The organism is Candidatus Eremiobacteraceae bacterium, from assembly GCA_035314825.1.
Classification (GTDB): domain Bacteria; phylum Vulcanimicrobiota; class Vulcanimicrobiia; order Eremiobacterales; family Eremiobacteraceae; genus JAFAHD01.
This window is the reverse complement of record DATFYX010000066.1, coordinates 77,562-97,676: the sequence shown is the minus strand read 5'-3', so window position 1 is coordinate 97,676 and position 20,115 is coordinate 77,562. Positions and strand designations below refer to the sequence as shown.

20 protein-coding genes are annotated in these 20,115 nt (G+C 65.9%); 13 read left to right on the top strand and 7 right to left on the bottom strand.

Going from position 1 to position 20,115, the window contains the following annotated elements:
- Positions 1 to 2: 2 nt before the first annotated feature.
- The gene (locus VKF82_08850) at positions 3 to 1,238 is read left to right on the top strand and encodes a sensor domain-containing diguanylate cyclase (GenBank protein ID HME82170.1); all 1,236 of its coding nucleotides are present in this window, start codon (positions 3 to 5) and stop codon (positions 1,236 to 1,238) included.
- A 9-nt stretch (positions 1,239 to 1,247) separates the two neighbouring features.
- On the top strand, positions 1,248 to 2,159 hold the full coding sequence (locus tag VKF82_08845; protein ID HME82169.1) for a hypothetical protein: 912 nt from the start codon (positions 1,248 to 1,250) through the stop codon (positions 2,157 to 2,159).
- Here VKF82_08845 and VKF82_08840 read toward each other — a convergent pair.
- The 3 genes from VKF82_08840 to VKF82_08830 all read right to left on the bottom strand — a co-directional run bounded on the left by VKF82_08840 (position 2,124) and on the right by VKF82_08830 (position 3,280).
- Entirely contained in the window at positions 2,124 to 2,672 is a 549-nt protein-coding gene (locus tag VKF82_08840) for a DUF1203 domain-containing protein (GenBank protein ID HME82168.1), read from the bottom strand. The two genes, VKF82_08845 and VKF82_08840, sit on opposite strands and share 36 nt — an antisense overlap.
- 153 nt (positions 2,673 to 2,825) lie before the next feature.
- A complete protein-coding gene (locus VKF82_08835) occupies positions 2,826 to 3,047 on the bottom strand; it encodes a hypothetical protein (GenBank protein HME82167.1) in 222 nt (73 codons plus the stop codon).
- Positions 3,048 to 3,148: 101 nt separating this feature from the next.
- A complete protein-coding gene (locus tag VKF82_08830) occupies positions 3,149 to 3,280 on the bottom strand; it encodes a hypothetical protein (protein ID HME82166.1) in 132 nt (43 codons plus the stop codon).
- A gap of 112 nt (positions 3,281 to 3,392) precedes the next feature.
- Here VKF82_08830 and VKF82_08825 point away from each other — a divergent pair, with 112 nt between their 5' ends.
- A complete protein-coding gene (locus VKF82_08825; GenBank protein ID HME82165.1) occupies positions 3,393 to 6,506 on the top strand; it encodes a hypothetical protein in 3,114 nt (1,037 codons plus the stop codon).
- A 2-nt stretch (positions 6,507 to 6,508) separates the two neighbouring features.
- Here the strand turns inward: VKF82_08825 and VKF82_08820 are convergent, their stop codons facing one another.
- Complete coding sequence (locus VKF82_08820; protein HME82164.1) at positions 6,509 to 6,922, bottom strand: secondary thiamine-phosphate synthase enzyme YjbQ; 414 nt, start codon at positions 6,920 to 6,922, stop codon at positions 6,509 to 6,511.
- Between the two features lie 6 nt (positions 6,923 to 6,928).
- Here VKF82_08820 and VKF82_08815 point away from each other — a divergent pair, with 6 nt between their 5' ends.
- The 10 genes from VKF82_08815 (at position 6,929) to VKF82_08770 (ending at position 16,792) form a co-directional block, all read left to right on the top strand.
- Positions 6,929 to 8,143: a M48 family metallopeptidase gene (locus VKF82_08815; GenBank protein ID HME82163.1), complete on the top strand. Its 1,215-nt coding sequence runs from the start codon at positions 6,929 to 6,931 to the stop codon at positions 8,141 to 8,143.
- 67 nt (positions 8,144 to 8,210) lie between these two features.
- Positions 8,211 to 9,461 (top strand): amino acid ABC transporter substrate-binding protein, encoded by a 1,251-nt coding sequence (locus tag VKF82_08810; GenBank protein HME82162.1) that lies wholly within the window; start codon positions 8,211 to 8,213, stop codon positions 9,459 to 9,461.
- The gene (locus tag VKF82_08805; GenBank protein ID HME82161.1) at positions 9,433 to 10,338 is read left to right on the top strand and encodes a branched-chain amino acid ABC transporter permease; all 906 of its coding nucleotides are present in this window, start codon (positions 9,433 to 9,435) and stop codon (positions 10,336 to 10,338) included. Before VKF82_08810 ends, VKF82_08805 begins: the two co-directional genes overlap by 29 nt.
- A 2-nt stretch (positions 10,339 to 10,340) precedes the next feature.
- The gene (locus tag VKF82_08800; GenBank protein HME82160.1) at positions 10,341 to 11,300 is read left to right on the top strand and encodes a branched-chain amino acid ABC transporter permease; all 960 of its coding nucleotides are present in this window, start codon (positions 10,341 to 10,343) and stop codon (positions 11,298 to 11,300) included.
- Positions 11,297 to 12,073 carry an ABC transporter ATP-binding protein gene (locus tag VKF82_08795; protein ID HME82159.1) on the top strand — a complete coding sequence of 259 codons (777 nt, stop codon included), beginning with the start codon at positions 11,297 to 11,299 and terminating at the stop codon, positions 12,071 to 12,073. Before VKF82_08800 ends, VKF82_08795 begins: the two co-directional genes overlap by 4 nt.
- Complete coding sequence (locus VKF82_08790) at positions 12,066 to 12,767, top strand: ABC transporter ATP-binding protein (protein ID HME82158.1); 702 nt, start codon at positions 12,066 to 12,068, stop codon at positions 12,765 to 12,767. Before VKF82_08795 ends, VKF82_08790 begins: the two co-directional genes overlap by 8 nt.
- Positions 12,768 to 12,873: 106 nt before the next feature.
- Positions 12,874 to 13,692, top strand: a complete 819-nt coding sequence (locus VKF82_08785; protein ID HME82157.1) for an IclR family transcriptional regulator — start codon at positions 12,874 to 12,876, stop codon at positions 13,690 to 13,692.
- 66 nt (positions 13,693 to 13,758) lie between these two features.
- Entirely contained in the window at positions 13,759 to 15,159 is a 1,401-nt protein-coding gene (locus VKF82_08780) for a diguanylate cyclase (GenBank protein HME82156.1), read from the top strand.
- Complete coding sequence (locus VKF82_08775) at positions 15,159 to 15,635, top strand: GNAT family N-acetyltransferase (GenBank protein HME82155.1); 477 nt, start codon at positions 15,159 to 15,161, stop codon at positions 15,633 to 15,635. The genes VKF82_08780 and VKF82_08775 overlap by 1 nt, the downstream gene beginning before the upstream one ends.
- The gene (locus tag VKF82_08770) at positions 15,632 to 16,792 is read left to right on the top strand and encodes an AI-2E family transporter (protein ID HME82154.1); all 1,161 of its coding nucleotides are present in this window, start codon (positions 15,632 to 15,634) and stop codon (positions 16,790 to 16,792) included. Before VKF82_08775 ends, VKF82_08770 begins: the two co-directional genes overlap by 4 nt.
- Positions 16,793 to 16,802: 10 nt before the next feature.
- Here the strand turns inward: VKF82_08770 and argS are convergent, their stop codons facing one another.
- Genes argS through dprA form a run of 3 tightly spaced genes read right to left on the bottom strand, consistent with a single transcriptional unit; the run spans position 16,803 to position 20,098 of the window.
- The gene (argS, locus tag VKF82_08765) at positions 16,803 to 18,494 is read right to left on the bottom strand and encodes an arginine--tRNA ligase (protein HME82153.1); all 1,692 of its coding nucleotides are present in this window, start codon (positions 18,492 to 18,494) and stop codon (positions 16,803 to 16,805) included.
- 54 nt (positions 18,495 to 18,548) lie between these two features.
- Positions 18,549 to 18,989, bottom strand: a complete 441-nt coding sequence (locus VKF82_08760) for a 23S rRNA (pseudouridine(1915)-N(3))-methyltransferase RlmH (GenBank protein HME82152.1) — start codon at positions 18,987 to 18,989, stop codon at positions 18,549 to 18,551.
- Positions 18,990 to 19,012: 23 nt separating this feature from the next.
- Complete coding sequence (dprA, locus tag VKF82_08755) at positions 19,013 to 20,098, bottom strand: DNA-processing protein DprA (GenBank protein HME82151.1); 1,086 nt, start codon at positions 20,096 to 20,098, stop codon at positions 19,013 to 19,015.
- Positions 20,099 to 20,115 lie beyond the last annotated feature (17 nt).

Below are 20,115 nucleotides of genomic sequence, written 5' to 3'. Positions count from 1 at the left end.
CGGTGGCGAACGGCTCGTACGTCGTCGCGACGGTGTTTTTCCTCATCGCCGCGGCGCTGGTCGTCGCCCAATGCGTGGTCATCATCGGCCTACGCCGCCGCGCGCGCCGAGCCGAACTTCGTTTTGAGACGCTGCAGCAGATAGCACCGACGCTCACGGGTGCCGGTGAATCGACGCTCGAGACGTGCGCCCGCATCGTCGAACGCACAGCTACGCTCGTACACACGCAATCACTGCTCTGTCTATACGTCGACGGTCAGCGCTTGATGCTTGGGGCGCGATCGGGCGTCGGCTACGTCGGCTTCTTGCGCGAAGGCGCGGCCTACGACGGCGACACCATCGCCGATTGGGTGCGCCGCGAGGGCAAGCCGGCGATCGTCGGTCCACGCACCAGTGGATTGCCGGCGGAGCTTGGCGTGTACGACCTGGCCGCAGAAGCTGCGCTGCAGCGCGTCAACGCGGGCCCGATCGCCGGCAGCCGCGACACGGTGTGGGGTCTCGCGGTGCCGCTCGTGCGGCCACCGGGCACGAACGAGCGCGCCGAAGTGATCGGCGTGCTGTATGCCGACCGGCCGCGCGCGCAGCCCTTCACAGACGACGACGCGATGACGTTCCTGACGATCGCTTCGCTCGCCGGCGACGCGCTGGCACGGGCGCTGTTCGCCGACCGCGTGCGCCGCGAGGCGACACGCGACCAGCTTACTGGTCTGTTGACGCCAGCCGGATTCCGGAAGCGGCTGCGCGATGAGATGGAAGCCCGCCGCACGGAAACGCGCCCAGGGGCGACGCGGGATGTCGCGCTGTGCTTCATCGATACCGACCGCTTTAAGGATTGGAACGATACATTCGGACATGCTGCCGGCGATCAGCTGCTGCGCCGGCTAGCTGCGATGTTCGCGCACACAGCGGAGCAAGCCCATGGCTTTGCCGGGCGCAACGGCGGTGACGAGTTCTGCATCGCGCTGCTCGACCGAAGCAAAGACGCCTCGATCGAGCTTGCGCGCACCTTGTGCGCGCGCGTGGCTGCAGAAGACTTCAGCGCCCTGGCATCGCGACCCGATCTACCGGGCGTGCATATCACGGTGAGCATCGGCGTTGCGCACTTCCCGATGGACGTCGCGACCGACGAACGCCAACCCACCGAGAGGCTGCTCGAGTCCGCGGATCAGCGCATGTACGAAGCCAAACACGCGGGCCGAAACCAAGTGGCATTCTCACGCGCCCGCATGCGAGCATAGGATATTGATATGATTGTCGTACGGCGAAGAGCAGCGGCCATTGCAAGCGCTTTGGTCCTTGCGGCAATAACCATGCAATTGGCAAATGCGCATACAATAGAGGAAGGACGGGGCGATTACACGTTCGGTCCAACTGTGAAAAATCTGGCGCTAGGCGCCAAGCTTGAACAGCACGTTGTAAATGCGGGGGGGGCGATAGCGATCAAGTTTGCGATAACAAACTTCGGCGCCCCGATACGCATTTTCCGTATCGGCTCAGTTCTGGAATACACGGTGACAGGGACCGGACCGGGAGGTATGCCGATCGAGAAAGACGATCGCGGGCAAGGATTTTCTGGCAGCATCTCCACAGGTATGGATTTGCGCAACGGCTCGACGTATGTGAATCCCGTCACCGATCTCGGTATGGTGTATGATTTTCGGACCCCCGGAAGATACACATTCGTATGCGAAACCGCCCTCACGCTGGGCTATGAAGCTCCGATTTATGCTATTCTGAAGTCCAACATTCAGACGCTAGACGTCGTTGAAGCAGGGCCGACCGAATTCACCTTCGGCCCCGCGGAAAACAACTTGGCTCTCGCTGTGAGGCTTGATCAACATGAGGTCGACGTCGGCGAGCCGATCACGGCGACATTAGCGTTGAAGAACTTCGGGTCACCCTATCGCACAGGCTCGCTCATTGACTATGCATTGCGCGGTACTGGACCGGATGGAACCTGGATCGCGCAGACGCACGAAGTCCCGTTCTCAGGTAGCATTCCTCCCGGTACAAACATAGGTACGGGTGAAACGTTGAAAAACACGGCTGACTTAAGCCAGTTCTATGATTTCCATAAGCCCGGGCGGTACACGTTCTATTTCTTCGCGACCCTCGGTCAGCAGCTACGGTCCAACATCCTGACGTTGGACGTCCGGTAGGTTCCTAGCCGTCACGAGTGCGGACTGCGACGGCCTAAGCGCTGTTCGCTCTATGCGGAAATCGTAGCATCCCGCACCGGTATCGCGCACGTGGATGTAGTCGACATCCGTGCGCGCCAGGAGCCGCTCAACCATTTCCTCGACCGCGCCGTTCGTGACGTATGCTTGCTCGATGAGCTTGCGTCCGCGCGCGTAGGCGTTGAGCGTGAGCGCGTGCGCGCGCAGATCATCCGGAAAGCCCGCTTCTTCAGGATAGCGTGCGCAAACATCTGAGTGGACGAAGACGGGGCCGGGAAGCGGCAAAGTCTCATTACCCGAAAATGGGTCGTATGTGAACAGGATGCGATGCTCGCGTCCGACGGCGAACGCCCGCAGACAATGCCGGCAGGGCCCGTACCCTTGGGCCACATCATCGGATGCCGGGTGTCCGTAGCCGGGCGAACGCATGGTCTCGCGCACGAGTTGTGCGACGGTGGTCGGCAGAGCGATCACTCGAAATGAGCTGTGTGCCATGTGCTCATCATAGCGCCCACAGGCATTAGCATTCTATCCGGTCTTGCTTGACTCACACCTGCTCTCACTGTCCCGATCGAATGGCGTCACGACGCGCAGTAGAGTGCGCCGTGCGCCGTGCCCGCCATCCGATTCTTGCGTCCGTCATCGCCGTCAGTTGCACGGCAGCGACGCGTGCTCGCCCGAGCGCTCGTCACCGTGGATGAGCTGACCCAGCCCGATGACGATTCGCCCCAGCGACCGACGCCAGCGGCCGGCGATGCCGCTCGCAGGCGCGCGGCCCACGCGCAGCGTGACACCCAGACGATGGCGCACGATTTCTTCGCGCACCTCGTCCTGCCGCTCGCGTACGGCTCGCAACCAATCCCGATCCATGATCTCACCTCCCCTCTCAACCGGCGCGAGATGGAATAAACAACGAGGCCCCCGCAGTGTGCGGGGGCCTCGTCGGCATCGATCGGGGTCTTTCGACCCGGTCACACGCCGTTAGGCAAATCCCCGCACACTCCAACGCCGTTCATGCCCGCATCGTCGCGAAGCATGACGCACAGCGACGCGATCCCGGTCAGGGTCGCGGTCACCGTTTGCGGCGTCGTGAACTTGCTCAAAAAACGTCTCCTCCGATGTCTTGGCCGAACAAGATTCGGCCGCTACAACTAGATAGGTATGGTAACATGCCATCGCGAGGTTGTCAAACGCGCGCGCACGAATTGCGGTCCGATGCGTCGATATATCGAAACGTTTATCGCGTGCATGTTCGTGTTGCAGGCAGCTGTCCCGGCGGCTGGGGATACGTCGCCCTACGCGAATCTCAAATGGCGAGCGATCGGTCCCGCGCTGTCCGGCGGGCGGATGGCCGCGGTGGCAGGCACCGACGCGGACCCGTTCCTCTATTACGCGGGCGCGGCGGGCGGCGGCGTCTGGCGTTCGCACGACGCCGGTACGACCTGGGAATCGGTCGGCGATTCGATCGATGTCAACGCGATCGGCGCCATCGCGATCGCGGCTTCGAACAAGAACGTCGTGTGGGTCGGAACGGGCGAGTCCAACCCGCGCTCAGACGTCTCGTGGGGCGACGGCGTGTGGCTGTCGACCGATGGCGGAACCACGTGGACCCACCGCGGCCTCGAGCGCAGCAAACACATCTCGCGCATCCTCGTCGATCCGCACGACGCGAATATCGCGCTCGTCGGCGCGCTCGGCGATCTCTTCAATGATAGTGAAGATCGCGGCGTCTATCGCACGACCGACGGCGGCAAGACCTGGACCAAGACGTTGTATGTCGGACCGCAGACCGGCGTGTCCGATATGGCGTGGGATCCGACCCGGCCCAACGTCGTGTTCGCCGGCATGTGGCAGTACCGGCGCCGTCCGTGGGAGCAGGTCAGCGGTGGACCCGACGGCGGTCTCTACCGTTCAACCGATGGCGGCAAGACATGGACGAAGCTGACCGGCAACGGATTGCCGAGTGGTTTGACGGGCCGCATCGGCGTCGCCGTCGGCAGGGGCGGACGCGTGTATGCGATCATCCAGTCCAAAGAGGGCGTGCTGTGGCGCTCGGACGACGACGGCAACACCTGGCGCATGATGTCCGCCGACACGATCCTCAACCAACGTCCGTACTATTTCAGCCGGCTCGGCATCGATCCGTCGAATGCGAACACGCTGCTCGTGCTGTCGCAGTTCACGATGAAGAGCACAGACGGCGCGCGCACGTTCAAGCGTGTCGGCAAGCCGATCCACGAAGACAACCACGACATGTGGTGGTCGCGCGACGGGAAGCGCATCGTCTCCGCCAACGACGGCGGTGTCGCGACGTCGTTCGACGGCGGCACGACCTGGATCTACATGGGCAACGTGCCGGTCGGGCAGGTGTACAAGATCGGCTACGATCTGCGCGTGCCGTATCACGTGTGCGGCGGACTACAGGACAACACGACTATGTGCGGGCCGTCCGACGCCAACGACGTCGCGGGCGTGCTCAACCGCGATTGGTTGAGCATCAACGGCGGCGACGGTTCGTTCGTGTGGCCCGACCCGCTCGACCCGGATCTCATCTGGGACGAGGTCGAGAACGGACAACTCGGCATCTTCGACATGCGCTCGCAGCAGAACGTCGACGTCTCGCCATATCCGCGCGACACCAATGGCATTGCGCTCGCTGGCCTGCCCTACCGTTGGAACTGGACGGCGCCGGTCGTGTTCTCGCCCCAAGACGGCCACGTCGCGTACACCGGCGCGAACGTCGTTTTCAAAACGTCCGACCGAGGCCGTCATTGGAGCGTCATCAGTCCCGATCTCACGCGCAACGAAGCCGAGCATCAGCAGATCTCGGGCGGGCCGATCACGCCCGATGTGGCGGGCACCGAGTTCTTCAACACGATCACAGACATCGGACCGTCGCCGGTGCAAGCGGGCGTGCTCTGGGTCGGAACCGACGATGGGCTCATCCATCTGACGACCGACGGCGGCGAGCATTGGAAGAACGTCACGATGACGGGCATCGGATCCTACGGCAACGTGCAAGACGTCGACGCATCGCCGTATGCCGCGGGCACCGCGTTCGCAGCGATTGACCGTCATCTGATGGGCGACTACGCGCCGTACGCGTTTGTCACCGAGGATTTCGGCGCGAGCTGGCGCTCCATCTCGTCCGGCCTGCCTGTGGATCAGCCGGTTCGCGTCATCCGCCAGGACCCGCGCAATCCGAGTATCCTCTACGCCGGGCTCGAGCAGAGTCTATGGATCTCGTTCGACCGCGGGGCGACGTGGAAACCGTTCCAGCTCGATCTGCCGGTCGCCGCGGTGCGCGATCTGCACGTGCAGCCCGTCGCGGACGATCTCATCGTCGGCACCCACGGACGCTCGCTCTACATCCTAGACGATCTCACGCCGATTCAAGAGCTGGCGCAGGCGCAAGCTGCGGGCACGTTCTTGTTCCAACCGCGCACGTCATATCTGTATTGGCAGTGGAATCGCGAAGATCTGCAAGACAATCTCGAACCGGCGAATGTCTTCGTGGGCGACCAACCCGACGTCGGCGTCATGATCAACTACTATCTGGACAAGCCGGCCGCCAGGCGCCCTACGATCGACATCGTGGATGCCAACGGCAAGATCGTCCGTCGCCTGGAAGGCACGCATCTCGTCGACGACAGCCCCAAGTACTACGTCACCAATAAGGCCGGTATCGATCGGATCACGTGGGATTTCACCGAGAACCCGCCGGTGAAATATCTGACCGGCCCGCCGCTCTTCCGCGGTCCCGATGGCGGTGCGACCGTTGTGCCGGGGCGCTATACGATCGCGCTCGACGTGGACGGCCATCGCTACTCGCGCAGCGTCGAGATCAAGCCGGATCCGCGCGCGCCGTGGACGCAGGCAGATTACGTCGCGCGCCACGAGTACGACGTTGCGCTGAATACGGAGCTGTCGCAGATCGACGTCGTGCTCAACTCGCTCGCGTCGCTGCGCACGCAGATGGCGGCGCGGCTCAAACCGCTGCAAGCCCAGACGCCGCAGCCGGCGCTCGTCGCACAAGGCGATGCGCTGCTCGCGCGCATGGAGAACTTGAAAGCCGAGATCACGTCGGACCAGCGCAACAACGAAGACAGCGTCATCTATCCGGATAAGGTGCGCGAGGAGATCCTCACGCTGCAGATCCTGTTCAGCGAGTCGCAGCAGCCGCCGTTCGACGCGCATAAAGAGCAGGCTGCGCGCGTTCACGCGGAAGTCGAGCACGTGCTCGGCGAATATCAGGCGTTGACCGCCCAGGCCATAGCGGCGTTCAACGCGGCGTTGCGCGCCGCCGGCCTAGCGCCGCTGAAGCCGTGACGCTAGACGCCGAACGCTTTGAGGATCACGCGCTTGGGACGGCGGCCATCGAACTCGCCGTAGTGCACGCGCTCCCACGGCCCTAGGTCCAGCTTGGCGGCCGTCACCGGCACGACGACCTGGTGCCCGAGCAGCATGCGCTTGAGGTGAGCGTCGGCATTGTCCTCTCCCGTGCGATGGTGCTCGTACTCGGGCTTGGCGGGCGCGAGGTCCTCTAACCAGCGCATGATATCGGACCACAGTCCCGACTCGTGATCGTTGACGAACACGCTCGCCGTGATGTGCATGGCGCTGACCAGGATGAATCCGTCCACGAGCCCTGCTTTGGCCCGCACGCGCTCGACCTCGTCCGTAATGTCGATGATCTCGCGCCGCTGCTTGGTGTTGAAGGTCAGATACTCGGTGTGAATAACCATGGATAGGTGGTGCCTTTTCCGCCGAACATCGAACACCTCGTCGATGCAATCTACCCGCCCGCGCGCCAAGCGCTCGCGCTTGAGGTTTCGGCCGTCGGCCGGCGCCTCTTCTGGATCGGTTCCGCGCTCCAGCTCGCCATCTTGGCAACGCTGTATTATTCCGGCGTGACCGCGGCGCTGCGCGCGCGCGTCGAGCAGGCGCTGAGCCGCGGCGCATCATCGACCAAGCTCACACGCATGCTGACGGCCGCGATCGTGATCGCCGCCGTTTTGATCGCGTCGGCGCTGCTCATGCTGCCGCTGACCTGGTACGATTCGTTCACGATCCTGCACCGTTACGATTTGAGCCGCGAGACGCCGGCGGACTGGTTCCACGATTGGGCGGTCAGCCTCGCGCTCGGCGTCGGGATTGCGGCGTTCGCCGGTGCTGGGCTCTTCGAACTCGTGCGGCGTTCCGAACGCGCATGGCCGCTGATCGCTGCCGCGGTCGCTATTCCGTTGATCTTGCTGAGCTCAGTCGTGCTCCCCGTGCTGATCGAGCCGCTGTTCAACACCTACACGCCGCTGCCGCCATCCGCGCTCACGAGCTCGATCCTCGATCTGGCCGCGCAGCACGGCGTGCACGCGACATCGGTCTACGTCTTCGATCTCTCAAAACAGGAGACGTCGGCCAACGCATTCGTCTCCGGCATCGGCTCCGTCGAACGCATCGCGCTCTCCGACACGCTGCTCAAGACGTTTGCTCCCGACGAGGCACTCTACGTGACGGCGCATGAGCTCGGACACTACGTGCACGGCGATCTGTGGCGCGGCGCGTTCTACGGCTGGGTGGGAGCGCTCGCCGCGATCGCGTTCATCTATTTCGTGGTGGGCCCGCTCGCACGCCGCTCGCCTGCGCGCAGCGACGGGCTGCGCGATCCAGCCGTGACGCCGCTGCTGCTCGCTGCGCTGCTGCTGCTCGGCTTGGCGGCACAGCCGCTCGGCAACGCGCTCTCCCGCCAGATCGAGCACAACGCCGACGCGTTCGCCGCCGCGAACACGCACCTGGGCTCAGCCGGCGTGAGAGCGTTCGCACGGCTGGGTTCGCAGGGGCTCTCGACGCTGCACCCGGCGCCGCTCGTCGTCTGGTACTTCTACACGCATCCGCCGCTCGACGAGCGCATCGACTATGCCGCCCGCCGGGCCGGGCTCGTTACAGGGAGTCAGGAAGCCCGGAACTAACCTTGTGGCCCCCGAGTCGCAGGCGCGAGCCGCCATTTCGGGAGCTGTAGATGGAGGCACGAGCATCGTGGGCTTTGCAAACGATAGGCATCATCGTCTCTTCGCATTTCTAGGCGGCATCGCCGCCACTGCGCTCTTAGCAGTGACGGGCGCTGCCGTCGCGCCGCAACCGGCGGTGGCGGACGACGTCATCACCTTCGGCGCCGCGCTCTCGGCGACCGGCCGTGACGCCCGCGAAGGCGCGCTCACAAAAGAAGGCTATGACTTCTGGGCCGATTACGTCAACGCACAGGGCGGCATCAAGGTCGGCGGCAAGATGTACAAAGTCGCCATCAAGTACTACGACGATACGAGCGACCCGACGACATCGGCCAAACTCGTCGAGCGCCTCATCACCCAGGACAACATCAAGTTCATCCTGGCCCCGTATGGCTCGAGCGCCACGGCCGCCGCGGCCGCGATCGTCGAGAAATATCAGGTGCCGATGGTCGATCCCAACGGTGCGGCCGAAGTGATCTTCAACCGCGGGTACCATTACACGTTCGCGATCCTGAGCCCGGCCAAGAAATATCTGCAAGGCATCCTCGAGCTCGCGCAGACCTTGCATCCGCGTCCGACGACCGTCGCAGTGCTTGCGGCCAACGACGCGTTCTCGATCGAAGTCGCCGGCGGCATCCGCGACTACGCCAAGCAGAACGGCTTCAACGAAGTGTTCTACTCGGAGTACCCGCCCGACACCAAAGACGTCGCGACGCTGCTGACCCAGGTCAAAGAGAAGAACCCCGACATCATCTTAGGTTCGGGCCACCTGCAGGACTCGCTGCTGATCATGCGCGCGGCCAAGGACCAAAACGTGGAATCGAAGATCATCGGCTTCTCGGTCGGCCCCTCGACGCCCGACTTCATCACCAGCCTCGGTCCTGACGCTAACGGCGTCATGGGCGGCGCGCAGTGGACGACCGCGTTGACCTACACCGACGCGATCTTCGGCAGCTCGCAACGCTACACGCGGCTGTTCCAGGCCAAGTACAATCACTTGCCCGACTACCATAACGCCGAATCGACGGCGGCAGGCGAGACGTTCCAGCTCGCGATGGCCAAGGCGGGCAGCCTCGACCCCGACAAAGTGCGCGACGCGCTCGCGGCGTTGGATGCCGACACGTTCTACGGAAAGATCAAATTCGACAGCCGCGGCGTGAACATCTACAAACCGATGGCGGTGGAGCAGATCCAAAAGGGCGTCCACGAAACGGTCTGGCCCGCGGACGCGGCCAACGCGAAAGCCGTGTATCCGCTGCCGCCGTGGGGCAAGCGGTAACGGCCTAGCCACGCTCTACCTTCAGGTCCTCATCAACGGGCTGCTCATCGGCGGCATCTATGCCGCCGCGGCGCTCGGTTTTTCGCTGGTGTGGGGCATCATGAACGTGATCAACATCGCGCATGGTGCCTTCATCATGCTCGGCGCGTATTTGACGTACTGGCTGTTCGTCGGGCCGATGCACCTCGACCCGTTCTTGTCCATTCCGCTCGCGATGCTGACGATGTTCGTCTTCGCCTATCTCCTCCAGCGCTTCGTGGTCAACCAGGTGATCCGCGCGCCGATGCTGGCGACCTTCCTGTTGACGTTCGGGTTGTCGATCATGATCGCCAATATGGCCCAGATCTTCTGGTCCTCGGACATCCGCTCGATCACCACCGCCTATTCGGGCACCAGCCTGACGCTAGGCGGCTTGACGATCCCATGGGTGCGCTTGTGGACGCTGCTCATCGCCTGCGCGCTCACGTTTGGCCTCACCATGTTCATGGCGCGCACGAAGATAGGCCGCGCGATCCGCGCGACCAGCATGGACGTCGATGCCGCGCGCCTGTCGGGCGTCGGCGTCGCGAACATCTACGCGCTGACCTTCGGCATCGGCGGCGCGCTCGCGGGCGCGGCGGGGTCGCTGGTCAGCGTCTCGTACGCGATCACCCCGAACATGGGCGACTCGTTCCTCGTGCGCGCGTTCGTGGTGGCGGTGCTCGGCGGTCTGGGCAATGTGACCGGCGCGCTCGTCGGCGGCTTGGTCTACGGCATCATCGAATCGTTCGGCGCGCTCTGGTTCGGCGAAGGCTTCAAGGACGTCGTGGCCATGGTCGCGCTGCTGCTTGTGCTCTTGCTCCGCCCCTACGGCCTCATCGGTCGCGCGACCGCATAACGATGCAACGCGGCCGTACCGTCACCGTCGTCATCCTCGTCCTGCTCGCGCTGTCGGCGCTGTTGCCGCCGCACCTCAACGGCAACTGGGTCCACGTGCTCACGCTGTTCTTCATGATGTCGTGCCTGGCGCAGGGCTGGAATCTCATCGGCGGTTTCGCCGGTTACGCCAGTTTCGGCAACGTCACGTTCTTCGGCGTCGGCGCCTACGCGTGTGCGTATTGCATGAACGAGCTGCACTGGCCGTTCTTCGGCGCGACCGCGTGCGCCGTCATCCTCGGCGCCGCGCTCGCCGCCTTGCTCGGCTGGCCGATCCTGCGCCTGCGCGGCCACTATTTCGCGATCGCGACGCTGGGCATCGCCATCGGCATGCAGGCCCTGGTCGCCGAAGTGCCCGTGCTGGGCAAAGGCAGCGGCATGACGCTGCCGATCAACAGCAACTTCCATTTCTTCTATTGGGTGATGCTGTCGATCCTGATCGTCAGCATCCTGCTCACCGCGTACATCGCGCGCTCGCGCTTCGGCTACGCGCTCGTCGCGATCCGCGAGAATGAAGAGGCCGCAGCCGCGCTCGGCATCAACGCCGCGCGCACGAAGGTCGCCGCGTGGGCGGTGTCGGCCGCGATCACCGCCGCCGCCGGCGCGACGTACGCGTACTGGACGAGCTTCATCGACCCGCCGACCGTCTTCGACCTCAACTTCAACGTGCTCATGATCATCATGGTGTTGCTCGGCGGCGCGGGCACCGTCGTCGGGCCGACGATCGGATCGTTCATCTTGAGCTCGATCGGGGAATACCTCGGCGCGCAGTCGGTCTCACCGTGGCATACGGTCGTGCTCGGCGCCATCATCGTCATCGTCGTCATCGTGCTGCCGCGCGGCATCATGCCGTATCTCACCGGCGGCTTGCGCGCGTGGAATCTCAACGCGTTGCGCGCCCAGTTGCGCGCGAGCCGCATATGAGCGCCATGACCGCGCCCGCCAGGTCGCCTGCCGTCGAGGCGCGCGGTGTCGTGGTGCGCTTCGGCGGTTTGGTGGCCCTCGACGGCGTCACGCTGTCCGTCGCGCGCGGCGAGATACTCGGTCTCATCGGCCCCAATGGCGCCGGCAAGACGACGCTACTGTCGGTCATGGCCGGTTCGCAGCGCCCGACGTCTGGCGGCGTCAGCGTGCTCGGCCACGACATCGCACGCGTGCCGACCTATCAAATCGTCAAGTTCGGCGTGGCGCGCACGTTCCAGGTCGTCAAGCCATTCGCCAACCTGAGCGTGCGCGAGAACGTCGCGGTCGGGGCGCTCTATGGGCGCCACGGTTTGGATCGCCCGTCGCGCGCCGCTTTCGCGGCCGCCGACGAGGTGCTCGAACGCGTCGGCTTGGCGAGTGAGGCCGACCGTCCGGCAGCGGAGCTGACGCTCGCGGGCCGCAAACGGCTCGAGATCGCCAAAGCGCTGGCGACCGATCCGCAAGTGCTGCTGCTCGATGAAGTGATGGCGGGGCTCACCCCGCACGAGACCGATCAGGCGATGGATCTGCTGCGCAGCGTCAACGCGGCCGGCGTCACGCTCATCGTGGTCGAGCACGTGATGAAAGCCATCATGGGGATCTCGCAACGCGTCGCCGTGCTGCACCAAGGGCGCCTGATCGCGCAGGGGCCGCCCGCGCTGGTGGTCGCCGATGCGTTGGTCATCGAAGCGTACCTGGGCGCGCGGTATGCGGAAGGCCGTCCGCGTGCTTAAGCTGAGCGGCGTCGACGCCGGCTACGGCGAGGCGCAAGTGCTGTGGGGCATCGACCTCGAGGTCAGCGCGGGCGAGATCGTCGCGCTCGTCGGGGCCAACGGCGCGGGGAAGAGCACGCTGCTCGCCACGATCTCCGGCCTGCTCGCGCCGACGAGCGGCTCGATCGTCTTCAACGGCGTGGACATCGCCGGGTGGAGAGCCGAGCGCATCGTCGCCGCGGGCATCAGCCACGTGCCGCAGGGCCGCCGCCTGTTCGGCGGACTCACGGTGCACGACAATCTTCTCATGGGCGCCTTCCACCGCAGCGATGACGAGGTCGGATCCGACGTCGAGCGCGTGTACGCGCAGTTTCCGCGACTGCGCGAGCGCGCCGAACAGCTCGCGGGCACGCTCTCCGGCGGCGAGCAGCAGATGTGCGCGATCGGCCGCGGCTTGATGGCCCGTCCGAAGCTGCTGTTGGTCGACGAGCTGTCGCTCGGTTTGGCGCCCATCATCGTCGAGCAATTGCTGGCCGTGCTCGCTGCGCTGCGCCGCGACGGCATGACCATCGTGCTCGTCGAACAAGACGTGCTCGTCGCGCTGGAGACCGCGGATCGCGGATACGTCATCGAGAACGGCCGCGTCAGCCTGAGCGGCAAGGCTGCCGACATCCTCGCCGACCCGCACGTCAAGAACGCCTACCTCGGGCTCTAGCCGGGCCCGGGACACGACCCAGGCGGCCTTGACACTATTTCCAAAAGAGTGATAGGCTATTTCCACAATCCAAAAACCGGGCATGGCCCGGTGGAGTAGGTTTCCGATGGCCGACCCCGGGCAAAACGGAGAACACACCCGCCGCGAGCGAGCGGGGGTCCAGTCGGTCGAGCGCACCCTGGACATCCTCGAATCGCTGGTGGATTTCGCCTCGGAGGTCGGGTTGGTCGAGATCAGCCAAGCCGTCACGCTGCCCCTGGCGACCGTGCACCGCCTGCTCGGCACCCTCATCCGCCGCGGCTACGTCAAGCAGAACCGGCAAAACCGCAAGTACTCGCTGGGCTTCCGCGCGCTCCAGATGGGCAACGACATGCGCCAGCGCTTCAGCTTGCGCTTGGAGGCACGCCCGTTCTTGCAGCGCCTGATGGAGCGCATCGGTGAAAGCGCCAACCTCGCGGTGCTCGACGACGGCGAGGTCGTGTACATCGATCAGGCGCAGTCATCGAAGATCCTGCGCATGTTCACGCAGCTCGGCAACCGCGTGCCCGCGCACTCGACCGGCAGCGGCAAAGTCATGCTCGCGTTCGGCGCTCCCGACGCCGCCGACGGTGTCTTGCGCCGCTACGGCATGCCGCGCCGCACGCCGCACACCATCATCGATCCGGGCTCATTCCGCGAGGAGCTCGCGCGCATCCGTGTGCAGGGCTACGCGCTCGACGACGAGGAGCACGAAGAAGGCGTGCGTTGTCTGGCGGTGCCGGTCCGCGACGGGTCCGGCCAGGTGGTCGCAAGCTTGAGCGTGTCCGGACCGGTCACGCGCCTGGGTGATCAGCAGATCCGCGACATGGCCGCCGAGGTGGTCGACTGCGGCATACAGCTGTCCAGCCGGCTCGGCTACGTGCCTGAAGCCGTCGCCACGCGCTAAGAGGGCGAGCGCGCTAGGCTCCATCTGACAAGGGGGACCGCCATTCCGGAAGATCCGGCATCCGCGATGCCGCGCACGGGCCATGCGCTGTCCAGCCTCCGCGGCGAGGCAGAACGGCTGCTCGCCGGCGCGATCGAACTGTTCGTCGCAGAGCCGATGACCACGCTGGCCGTCGACGAGACCGCGCGCATGCTCGGCGCATCGGCCGCGGGAACGGCCGAGGCGCTCGACACGCTCGCGCGGCTGGGCATCGCGCAGGCGCGCACAATGCACGACGGCGGCGTCGCGTATCAGTTCCGGCTGGCAGACAGCTTCCTCGACGTGCTCGAGCGGCTCACGCGCTTCTACACCGAGCAGCTCGAATCGGTCGCCATCTCGCCCGAGCGCGCGCTGCTCTCGAGCGGTGAAGCCGTCGCGGAGCTCGCCACGGTGCGCGCGTTGCGCGCGCGCGTGGCGAGTCTCGAGACCGCGAACACGCTGCTGCAGCGCAAGAACCTCGAGCTTTCCTTCTTGTATAACGCGAGCATGCTGCTCGCGAGCTCGATCGAGCCGATGACGTTGGCGCAAGGGGTGCTCGACGCGGTCGGCGCGGCGACGAACCTGAAGGCGCGAGCGTACTTCGTGGCGCTTGTCGAGCAAGGCATGCTGACGTTCCAGGGCGGGCTCAACATCGACAAACGCGCCGCCGAAGCGTTCCTGACGCGTCATGCCGCGCTCATCGACGCCGCGATCGAGAAAGGCTCGTTGATCTCGATGCCGCGCCAGGGACGCGTCGGGCGCACGCCCGAGCCGCCGTTCGTCGTGCTGCCGCTCTCCAGCGGCGCGGCCGGGCGAGGCCACGGCTGCATCGCCATCACCGACATCTCGGACGAGGGTTTGGGCAGCGATGACCTGCGCGTCTTGATGCAGCTGGCCGAGATGGCGGGCCGCAGCCTCGACAACGCCGAGATCTTCACGCAAAGCGTCTCGATCGGCTCGACCGACGAGCTCACCGGTGCGCACAACCGGCGCTATCTGTTCCGCCGCCTGGCAGAGGAGATCACCCGCTCGCGCCAGAGCGGCACGCCGTTGTCCGTGTTCATCTTCGACATCGATCACTTCAAAGACGTCAACGACCGCTACGGCCACCCCGAGGGCGATCGCATGCTCAAGGAGATCGCGGCCCTCGCGATGCGCACGGTGCGCGACATCGATCTGGTGGCGCGTCTGGGCGGCGAGGAGTTCGCCGTCATCCTGCCGGGCACCAACGTCGCCGATGGGCTGGCGATCGCCGAGCGGGTGCGCATCGCCATCGCGCGCCTGCGCCACGTCACCCAGACGGGCGTGCCGGTCGCGACCGCGATCTCGTGCGGCGTCGCGGGGCTTGACGAAAACCGCCAGACGCCGGCGCAATTGCTGGCGGCGGCGGATGCGTGTCTGCTGGAAGCCAAACGCGCGGGGCGCAACCGGTCGATCGCCGCGGGTTGATGGCGATCTCGATCCGCCGCGCGCAGCCCGATGACCGCGAGTTCATCGATAGCCTCGGCAAGCAAAGCGCCAGCACGAGCCTTTCGCCGATCCGTCCGGCGAGCCCAGATGCGGCGGCCACCGCGTTTCGGCGCGCTGCGGAGTTTTGCGCCGACCGCGCCGACGGCTTGACGCTGATCGCGCAGCGTGGCGGCCAGCGCGCCGGGTTCTTGATGCTGCTGTTCGAGCTCACTGACGACGTCACGCTGCAGCACCAGGCGTTCATCGTCTATATGGCGGTGGCGCCGGCGCACCGGCGCAGCGGCGTGGCCCGGGCGCTGCTCGCAGCGGCGGAAGAAGAGGCACGCGCGCGCGGAGCGTCGCACATTAGCTTGATGGTCACGCAGGCCAACGCGCCCGCCAAGGCGCTGTACGAGCAGGCCGGCTTCCTCGATGAGCGCGTGCAGATGACCAAGTCGGTGCGCGCCGCTCGATGATCTCTGCGCAGGGCGGAGGCGCCATAAATTGGCGCGTCGTCGGCCGTTTCGCGGCGATCGCCATTTCGCTGGCGATCGTGCTCTACGTGCTCAGTCTGATCCCGAAGACGGTCGAAGTGTTCGTCGTCGCGATCCTGATCGCGTATGGACTGAACCCGATCGTGCGCCGGCTCTCGCGCCGCATGCCCAGAGCCGTCGCGATCGTCGTCGTCTATACGGCGCTCACGCTGGTCGCGGCCATCTTCTTCCTGCTCATCATCCCCGCCACGCTCGACCAGTTCCAGGTGGTGTTCGCCAATACGCCGGCCTATATCGACCTGGCACGCGGCTTCATCGATGCGGTGCAGCTGTGGCTCAAGCACCATCTAGGTTCGCTCGTGGCGACGAACCAGATCTCGCAGATCGAGGCCACCAACATGGGCAGGCTGTCGACGACGCTTGAGGGAGCGTTCGGTTCGATCAGCGCGGTGCTGGTCGGGATCGGCGGCACGCTGGTCGTGCTTATTTTCGGCGTCGTGCTGTCGTACTTCTTGCTCGCCAACAGCGAGGCGATCCGCGATTCCTTCCAAAGCCTGTTCCCGGACCGCCTGCAAGCGCAAGCCCGCTACTTCGCGCGCGAGGTCGGCCGCGTCGTCGGCGGGTTCATCGTCGGCCAGCTCATCCTGGTGGCGATCGCGTTCGCGCTGACGTATCTCGCGTTGCTCGTGATCCGCTCGCCGTTCGCGTTGCTGCTGTCGGTCATCGCCGGTGTGTGCTACGCGATTCCGTACATCGGCGTCGTCGTGGCTTCGGCGGCGGGCTTTCTGCTGGGCGCTCTCACCTCGTGGAAGGTCGGCATCGTCGTCGCGTTGATCATCATGGGCGCAAGCAAGATCACGGACTTCCTCGTCCCCAAGGTGATGGGCGACAGCGTCGGCGTCTCGCCGATCGCCATCATCTTCGCCGTGTTCGCCGGCGGCGAGCTGTTCGGACTGTGGGGGTTGCTGCTGGCAATACCGGCCGCAGCGTTGTTCAAAGTGATCTGGACTTTGTGGCTGCATCCATGGCTGACCGGCAGGCCGGTGGCGATCCCGGATGAGCCGGCCGAGCCCGTAGCTGCGGCGACCGTGGACCAGCCGAGCGTACCCGCGCGTTCAGCCGTCTCGCCGACCGCTTGACGGCACGCCATCACATGGCGTCGGGAGCCGATACCCCGAGCAGCCCCAGCGCGTTCGCGAGCACGGTCATGCCCGCCATGCACAGCGAAAGCCGCGCGCTCGCCAGCGCGTCGTCGTCGCCGAGGACGACGCACTCCGTATAGAAGCTATGAAAGTCGGTCGCCACGTCGCGCGCGTACTCGGCGAGGCGATGCGGAGCACGGGCGCGCGCCGCTTCGGCGACGGTGCGGCTGAAATCAGCCAAGCGCCGGGTGAGCGCGATCTCTGCCGGATGTCCGAGCAGTTCGACGTCGGCGCCCGCGTGCGCCCGCTCGAGCGGCACGGTCCGCCCGGTCTGTTGCGCCTTGCGCAGGATCGAGGCGATGCGCGCATGGCCGTACTGGACGTAGTAGACCGGATTGCTGGCCGATTGCTCGACGGCGAGCGCAAGGTCGAAGATCAACTGCGACTCCGGCGCGCGATTGATGAAGAAGAATCGCGCAGCGTCCTTTCCGACCTCGTCGACGACTTCGCGCAGCGTGATCACGTGGCCGGCGCGCTTGCTCATCGCGACGGTCTCGGCGCCGCGCTTGAGGGTGACCTGCTGCGCGATCACGACTTCGAGCGCGCCCGGGTGTCCCAGCGCCGCCGCGACCGCCTTGATGCGCGCGACGTAGCCGTGGTGATCGGGGCCTAAGATGTCGATGAGGTAGCGGTTGCCGCGCTCGAATTTGTCGCGGTGGTAGGCGGCGTCCGGCGCGAGATACGTCGGCCGGCCGTCGCTGCGCCGCAGCACTCGGTCCTTGTCGTCGCCGAAATCGGTCGAGCGCAGCCAGACCGCGCCGTCTTTTTCGTAGGCGACGCCGCGCTTGAGCAGCCACTCGACGACCTCATCGACCTTGCCGGCATCGTACAGCGACGCCTCGGAGAACCAGCGGTCGAAGACGACGCCGAAGCGCTCGAGGTCCTCGCGCTGTTGGGCGACGATCGTGTCGCGCGCGAAGCGGGCGAGCGCGGCGCGCCGCTCGGGCACGGGCGCTTGCAGCCAGCGCTCGCCATCGCGCGCGCGCAGCGCCGCAGCGATTTCGACCAGATCTTCGCCCATATAGCCGTCTTCAGGCACCGGCGTCGGCACGCCGCAGAGCGTCGCGTAGCGGGCGAAGAGCGAGTCGGAAAGCAGGTCGAGCTGCGCTCCCGCATCGTTGACATACGTCTCCGTATGGACGTGCGCGCCGGCGAAGCGCAGCATCGCGGCGAGTGTGGCGCCGAGCGAGCTCGAGCGGCCTTGCACGACGTTGAGCGGGCCGGTCGGATTGGCGGAGACGAATTCGAGCAGGATCGGACTCGGCTGCGCGAGCGCGTCGGAGCGTCCATAGTCGCGACCGCGTTCGAGCGCCTCGCGCACGGCGTCCGCCCAGAACGACGGCGCCATGCGCAGGTTGATGAATCCCGGCGGTTTGACTTCCAGCGCGGCCACGCCGGGCATGCGCGCGATGCCGTCCGCCGCCACGGTCTGGGCGAGCTCGAGCGGATTGCGTTTCCAGCGCTTGCCCGCGGCCAGCGCGGCTGCGGTCGCGAAGTCGCCGTGCGCCGGATCGCGCGCCGGCCCGAGCGCCACGTCGGGCAATGTGCCGGCATCCGCGCCGGCCCGCGCCGCCGCACGTTCGAAACGCGCGCGCAGTTCCGCACTCAACGCGTCAAGCGACTGCGCATAACGGCTCATGTGCGCCTCATTGGCAGAAGACGGCAAAGCGCCCTTCGCGCTATCGATGCCTGGTCAGCGGTGATAGGGCTCGCAGCGATTGATCTTCACCGCTCGGAACAATTGCTCGAGCGCGATCAGACGAGCCATCTCGTGCAAGAACGTCAGCGGAGACAGCGACCAGCGGAAATCTGCGCGCTCGAGGCAGGCCGCCGCGAGACCTTCCGCACCGCCGATCAACAGGGTCAATCTTCGCCGGCCGGAGCGCTCGGCCGCCGCGAGACGTTGCGCCAACCCAGGCGACGAAAGCATGTCGCCCTCGCGGTCGAGCGCCCATACCACGCTGTCGGGATCGACGCGCCCCAACATCGCGTTGCCCTCGGCCTCCATCGCCGCCGGCTTGATCTCGATGACGTTCACCGGAAGATAGGGCGCGAGCTTGGTGGCGAAGCGGTCGCAACCGTCGCGCACGTACGCTTCGCGCAGCTTGTCCACGGCGATGATCGTCAGGTTCATGCCTTCGCGTTCGCCGCCGTCCCCTAGGGTACCGCCGCGTACCGGCCGCCGGGGCGCAGCTCGACCGCGCCTTGAAGTTCGAGCAGCATCAGCTTGGCCGAGATCGCTGCGGCACTCTCTCCGCAGCGCGCCGCCAACTCGTCCACGCTGCGCGCCTCGTCGAGCAGCTGCAACAGCGGGTCGCCGGCTCGCGCGATCCGTCCGGCGATGGGAAGTGCCCGATCCCAGCTCATCAGCGCGGCGACATCAGCGGCCGAGGTGACGAGCGGCACGCCATCGGCGATCAATGCGTTCGTGCCCTTGCTGGTCTGGCGGCCGACGTCGCCGGGCAACGCGAACGCCGCGCGGCCGAGCTCGTCCGCAAGGCGCGCCGTGATCAGCGCGCCGCTGCGCGTGCTGGCCTCGATGACGACGGTCGCCGCCGCAAGGGCGGCGACGACGCGATTGCGCATCGGGAACTGGAACGCTCGCGCGCACTCGTCCGGCGGAAACTCCGATAGTACCGCGCCGCCGCCTGCGACGATCTCGTCGGCGAGCAATGCGTGATAACGTGGATACAGCGCGCGGATGCCCGAGCCCAGCACGGCGACGGTCGGCACGCCTGCATCGACCGCACCTTTGTGCGCTGCCGCGTCAACCCCGCGCGCCAGACCTGAGACGACCGTCGCTCCGAACGCGCCGAAATCGGCTGCCATCGCCGTCGCGATCGAGCGGCCATACGAAGTCGCCGCACGGCTGCCGACGATCGCCACCGTACGCCCTTTCAGACATTCCAGGTCGCCGCGCACGTAGAGCACGAGCGGAGCATCGCACAGGTCGTGAAGCGCCGATGGATAGTGGTCGTCGTCGCGAGTGACGACGCGCGCCCCGGACGTTTGAGCTGCTTCTAGCGCGGCGCGAGCGGCGTTATCGTCGACGAGCGCGAGGCGAATCCGCGTGGTGTCCGACAGCTTCTCGACGCCTGGCGGCGGGCTGCACTGCGAATCCTGGACATGCGCGACAAGCGCGCGCGGCGATCCAAGCGCACGCAGCCACGCGGTCAGCGCGCGAGGCGACCAGAGCCCGGCGCTCGCCACGGCTAGCACATAGCCAAGATCGAGTTCATCCACTCAACCGCGTGCAATCA

Excerpts from the sequence above, each read along its gene's own strand:
- VKF82_08845 (HME82169.1), top strand. The coding sequence starts at position 1,248 with ATGATTGTCGTACGGCGAAGAGCAGCGGCCATTGCAAGCGCTTTGGTC.
- VKF82_08840 (HME82168.1), bottom strand. The coding sequence starts at position 2,672 with ATGGCACACAGCTCATTTCGAGTGATCGCTCTGCCGACCACCGTCGCA.
- VKF82_08835 (HME82167.1), bottom strand. The coding sequence starts at position 3,047 with ATGGATCGGGATTGGTTGCGAGCCGTACGCGAGCGGCAGGACGAGGTG.
- VKF82_08825 (HME82165.1), top strand. The coding sequence starts at position 3,393 with ATGCGTCGATATATCGAAACGTTTATCGCGTGCATGTTCGTGTTGCAG.
- VKF82_08820 (HME82164.1), bottom strand. The coding sequence starts at position 6,922 with ATGGTTATTCACACCGAGTATCTGACCTTCAACACCAAGCAGCGGCGC.
- VKF82_08800 (HME82160.1), top strand. The coding sequence starts at position 10,341 with ATGCAACGCGGCCGTACCGTCACCGTCGTCATCCTCGTCCTGCTCGCG.
- VKF82_08795 (HME82159.1), top strand. The coding sequence starts at position 11,297 with ATGAGCGCCATGACCGCGCCCGCCAGGTCGCCTGCCGTCGAGGCGCGC.
- VKF82_08785 (HME82157.1), top strand. The coding sequence starts at position 12,874 with ATGGCCGACCCCGGGCAAAACGGAGAACACACCCGCCGCGAGCGAGCG.
- VKF82_08780 (HME82156.1), top strand. The coding sequence starts at position 13,759 with ATGCCGCGCACGGGCCATGCGCTGTCCAGCCTCCGCGGCGAGGCAGAA.
- VKF82_08775 (HME82155.1), top strand. The coding sequence starts at position 15,159 with ATGGCGATCTCGATCCGCCGCGCGCAGCCCGATGACCGCGAGTTCATC.
- VKF82_08770 (HME82154.1), top strand. The coding sequence starts at position 15,632 with ATGATCTCTGCGCAGGGCGGAGGCGCCATAAATTGGCGCGTCGTCGGC.
- argS (HME82153.1), bottom strand. The coding sequence starts at position 18,494 with ATGAGCCGTTATGCGCAGTCGCTTGACGCGTTGAGTGCGGAACTGCGC.
- VKF82_08760 (HME82152.1), bottom strand. The coding sequence starts at position 18,989 with ATGAACCTGACGATCATCGCCGTGGACAAGCTGCGCGAAGCGTACGTG.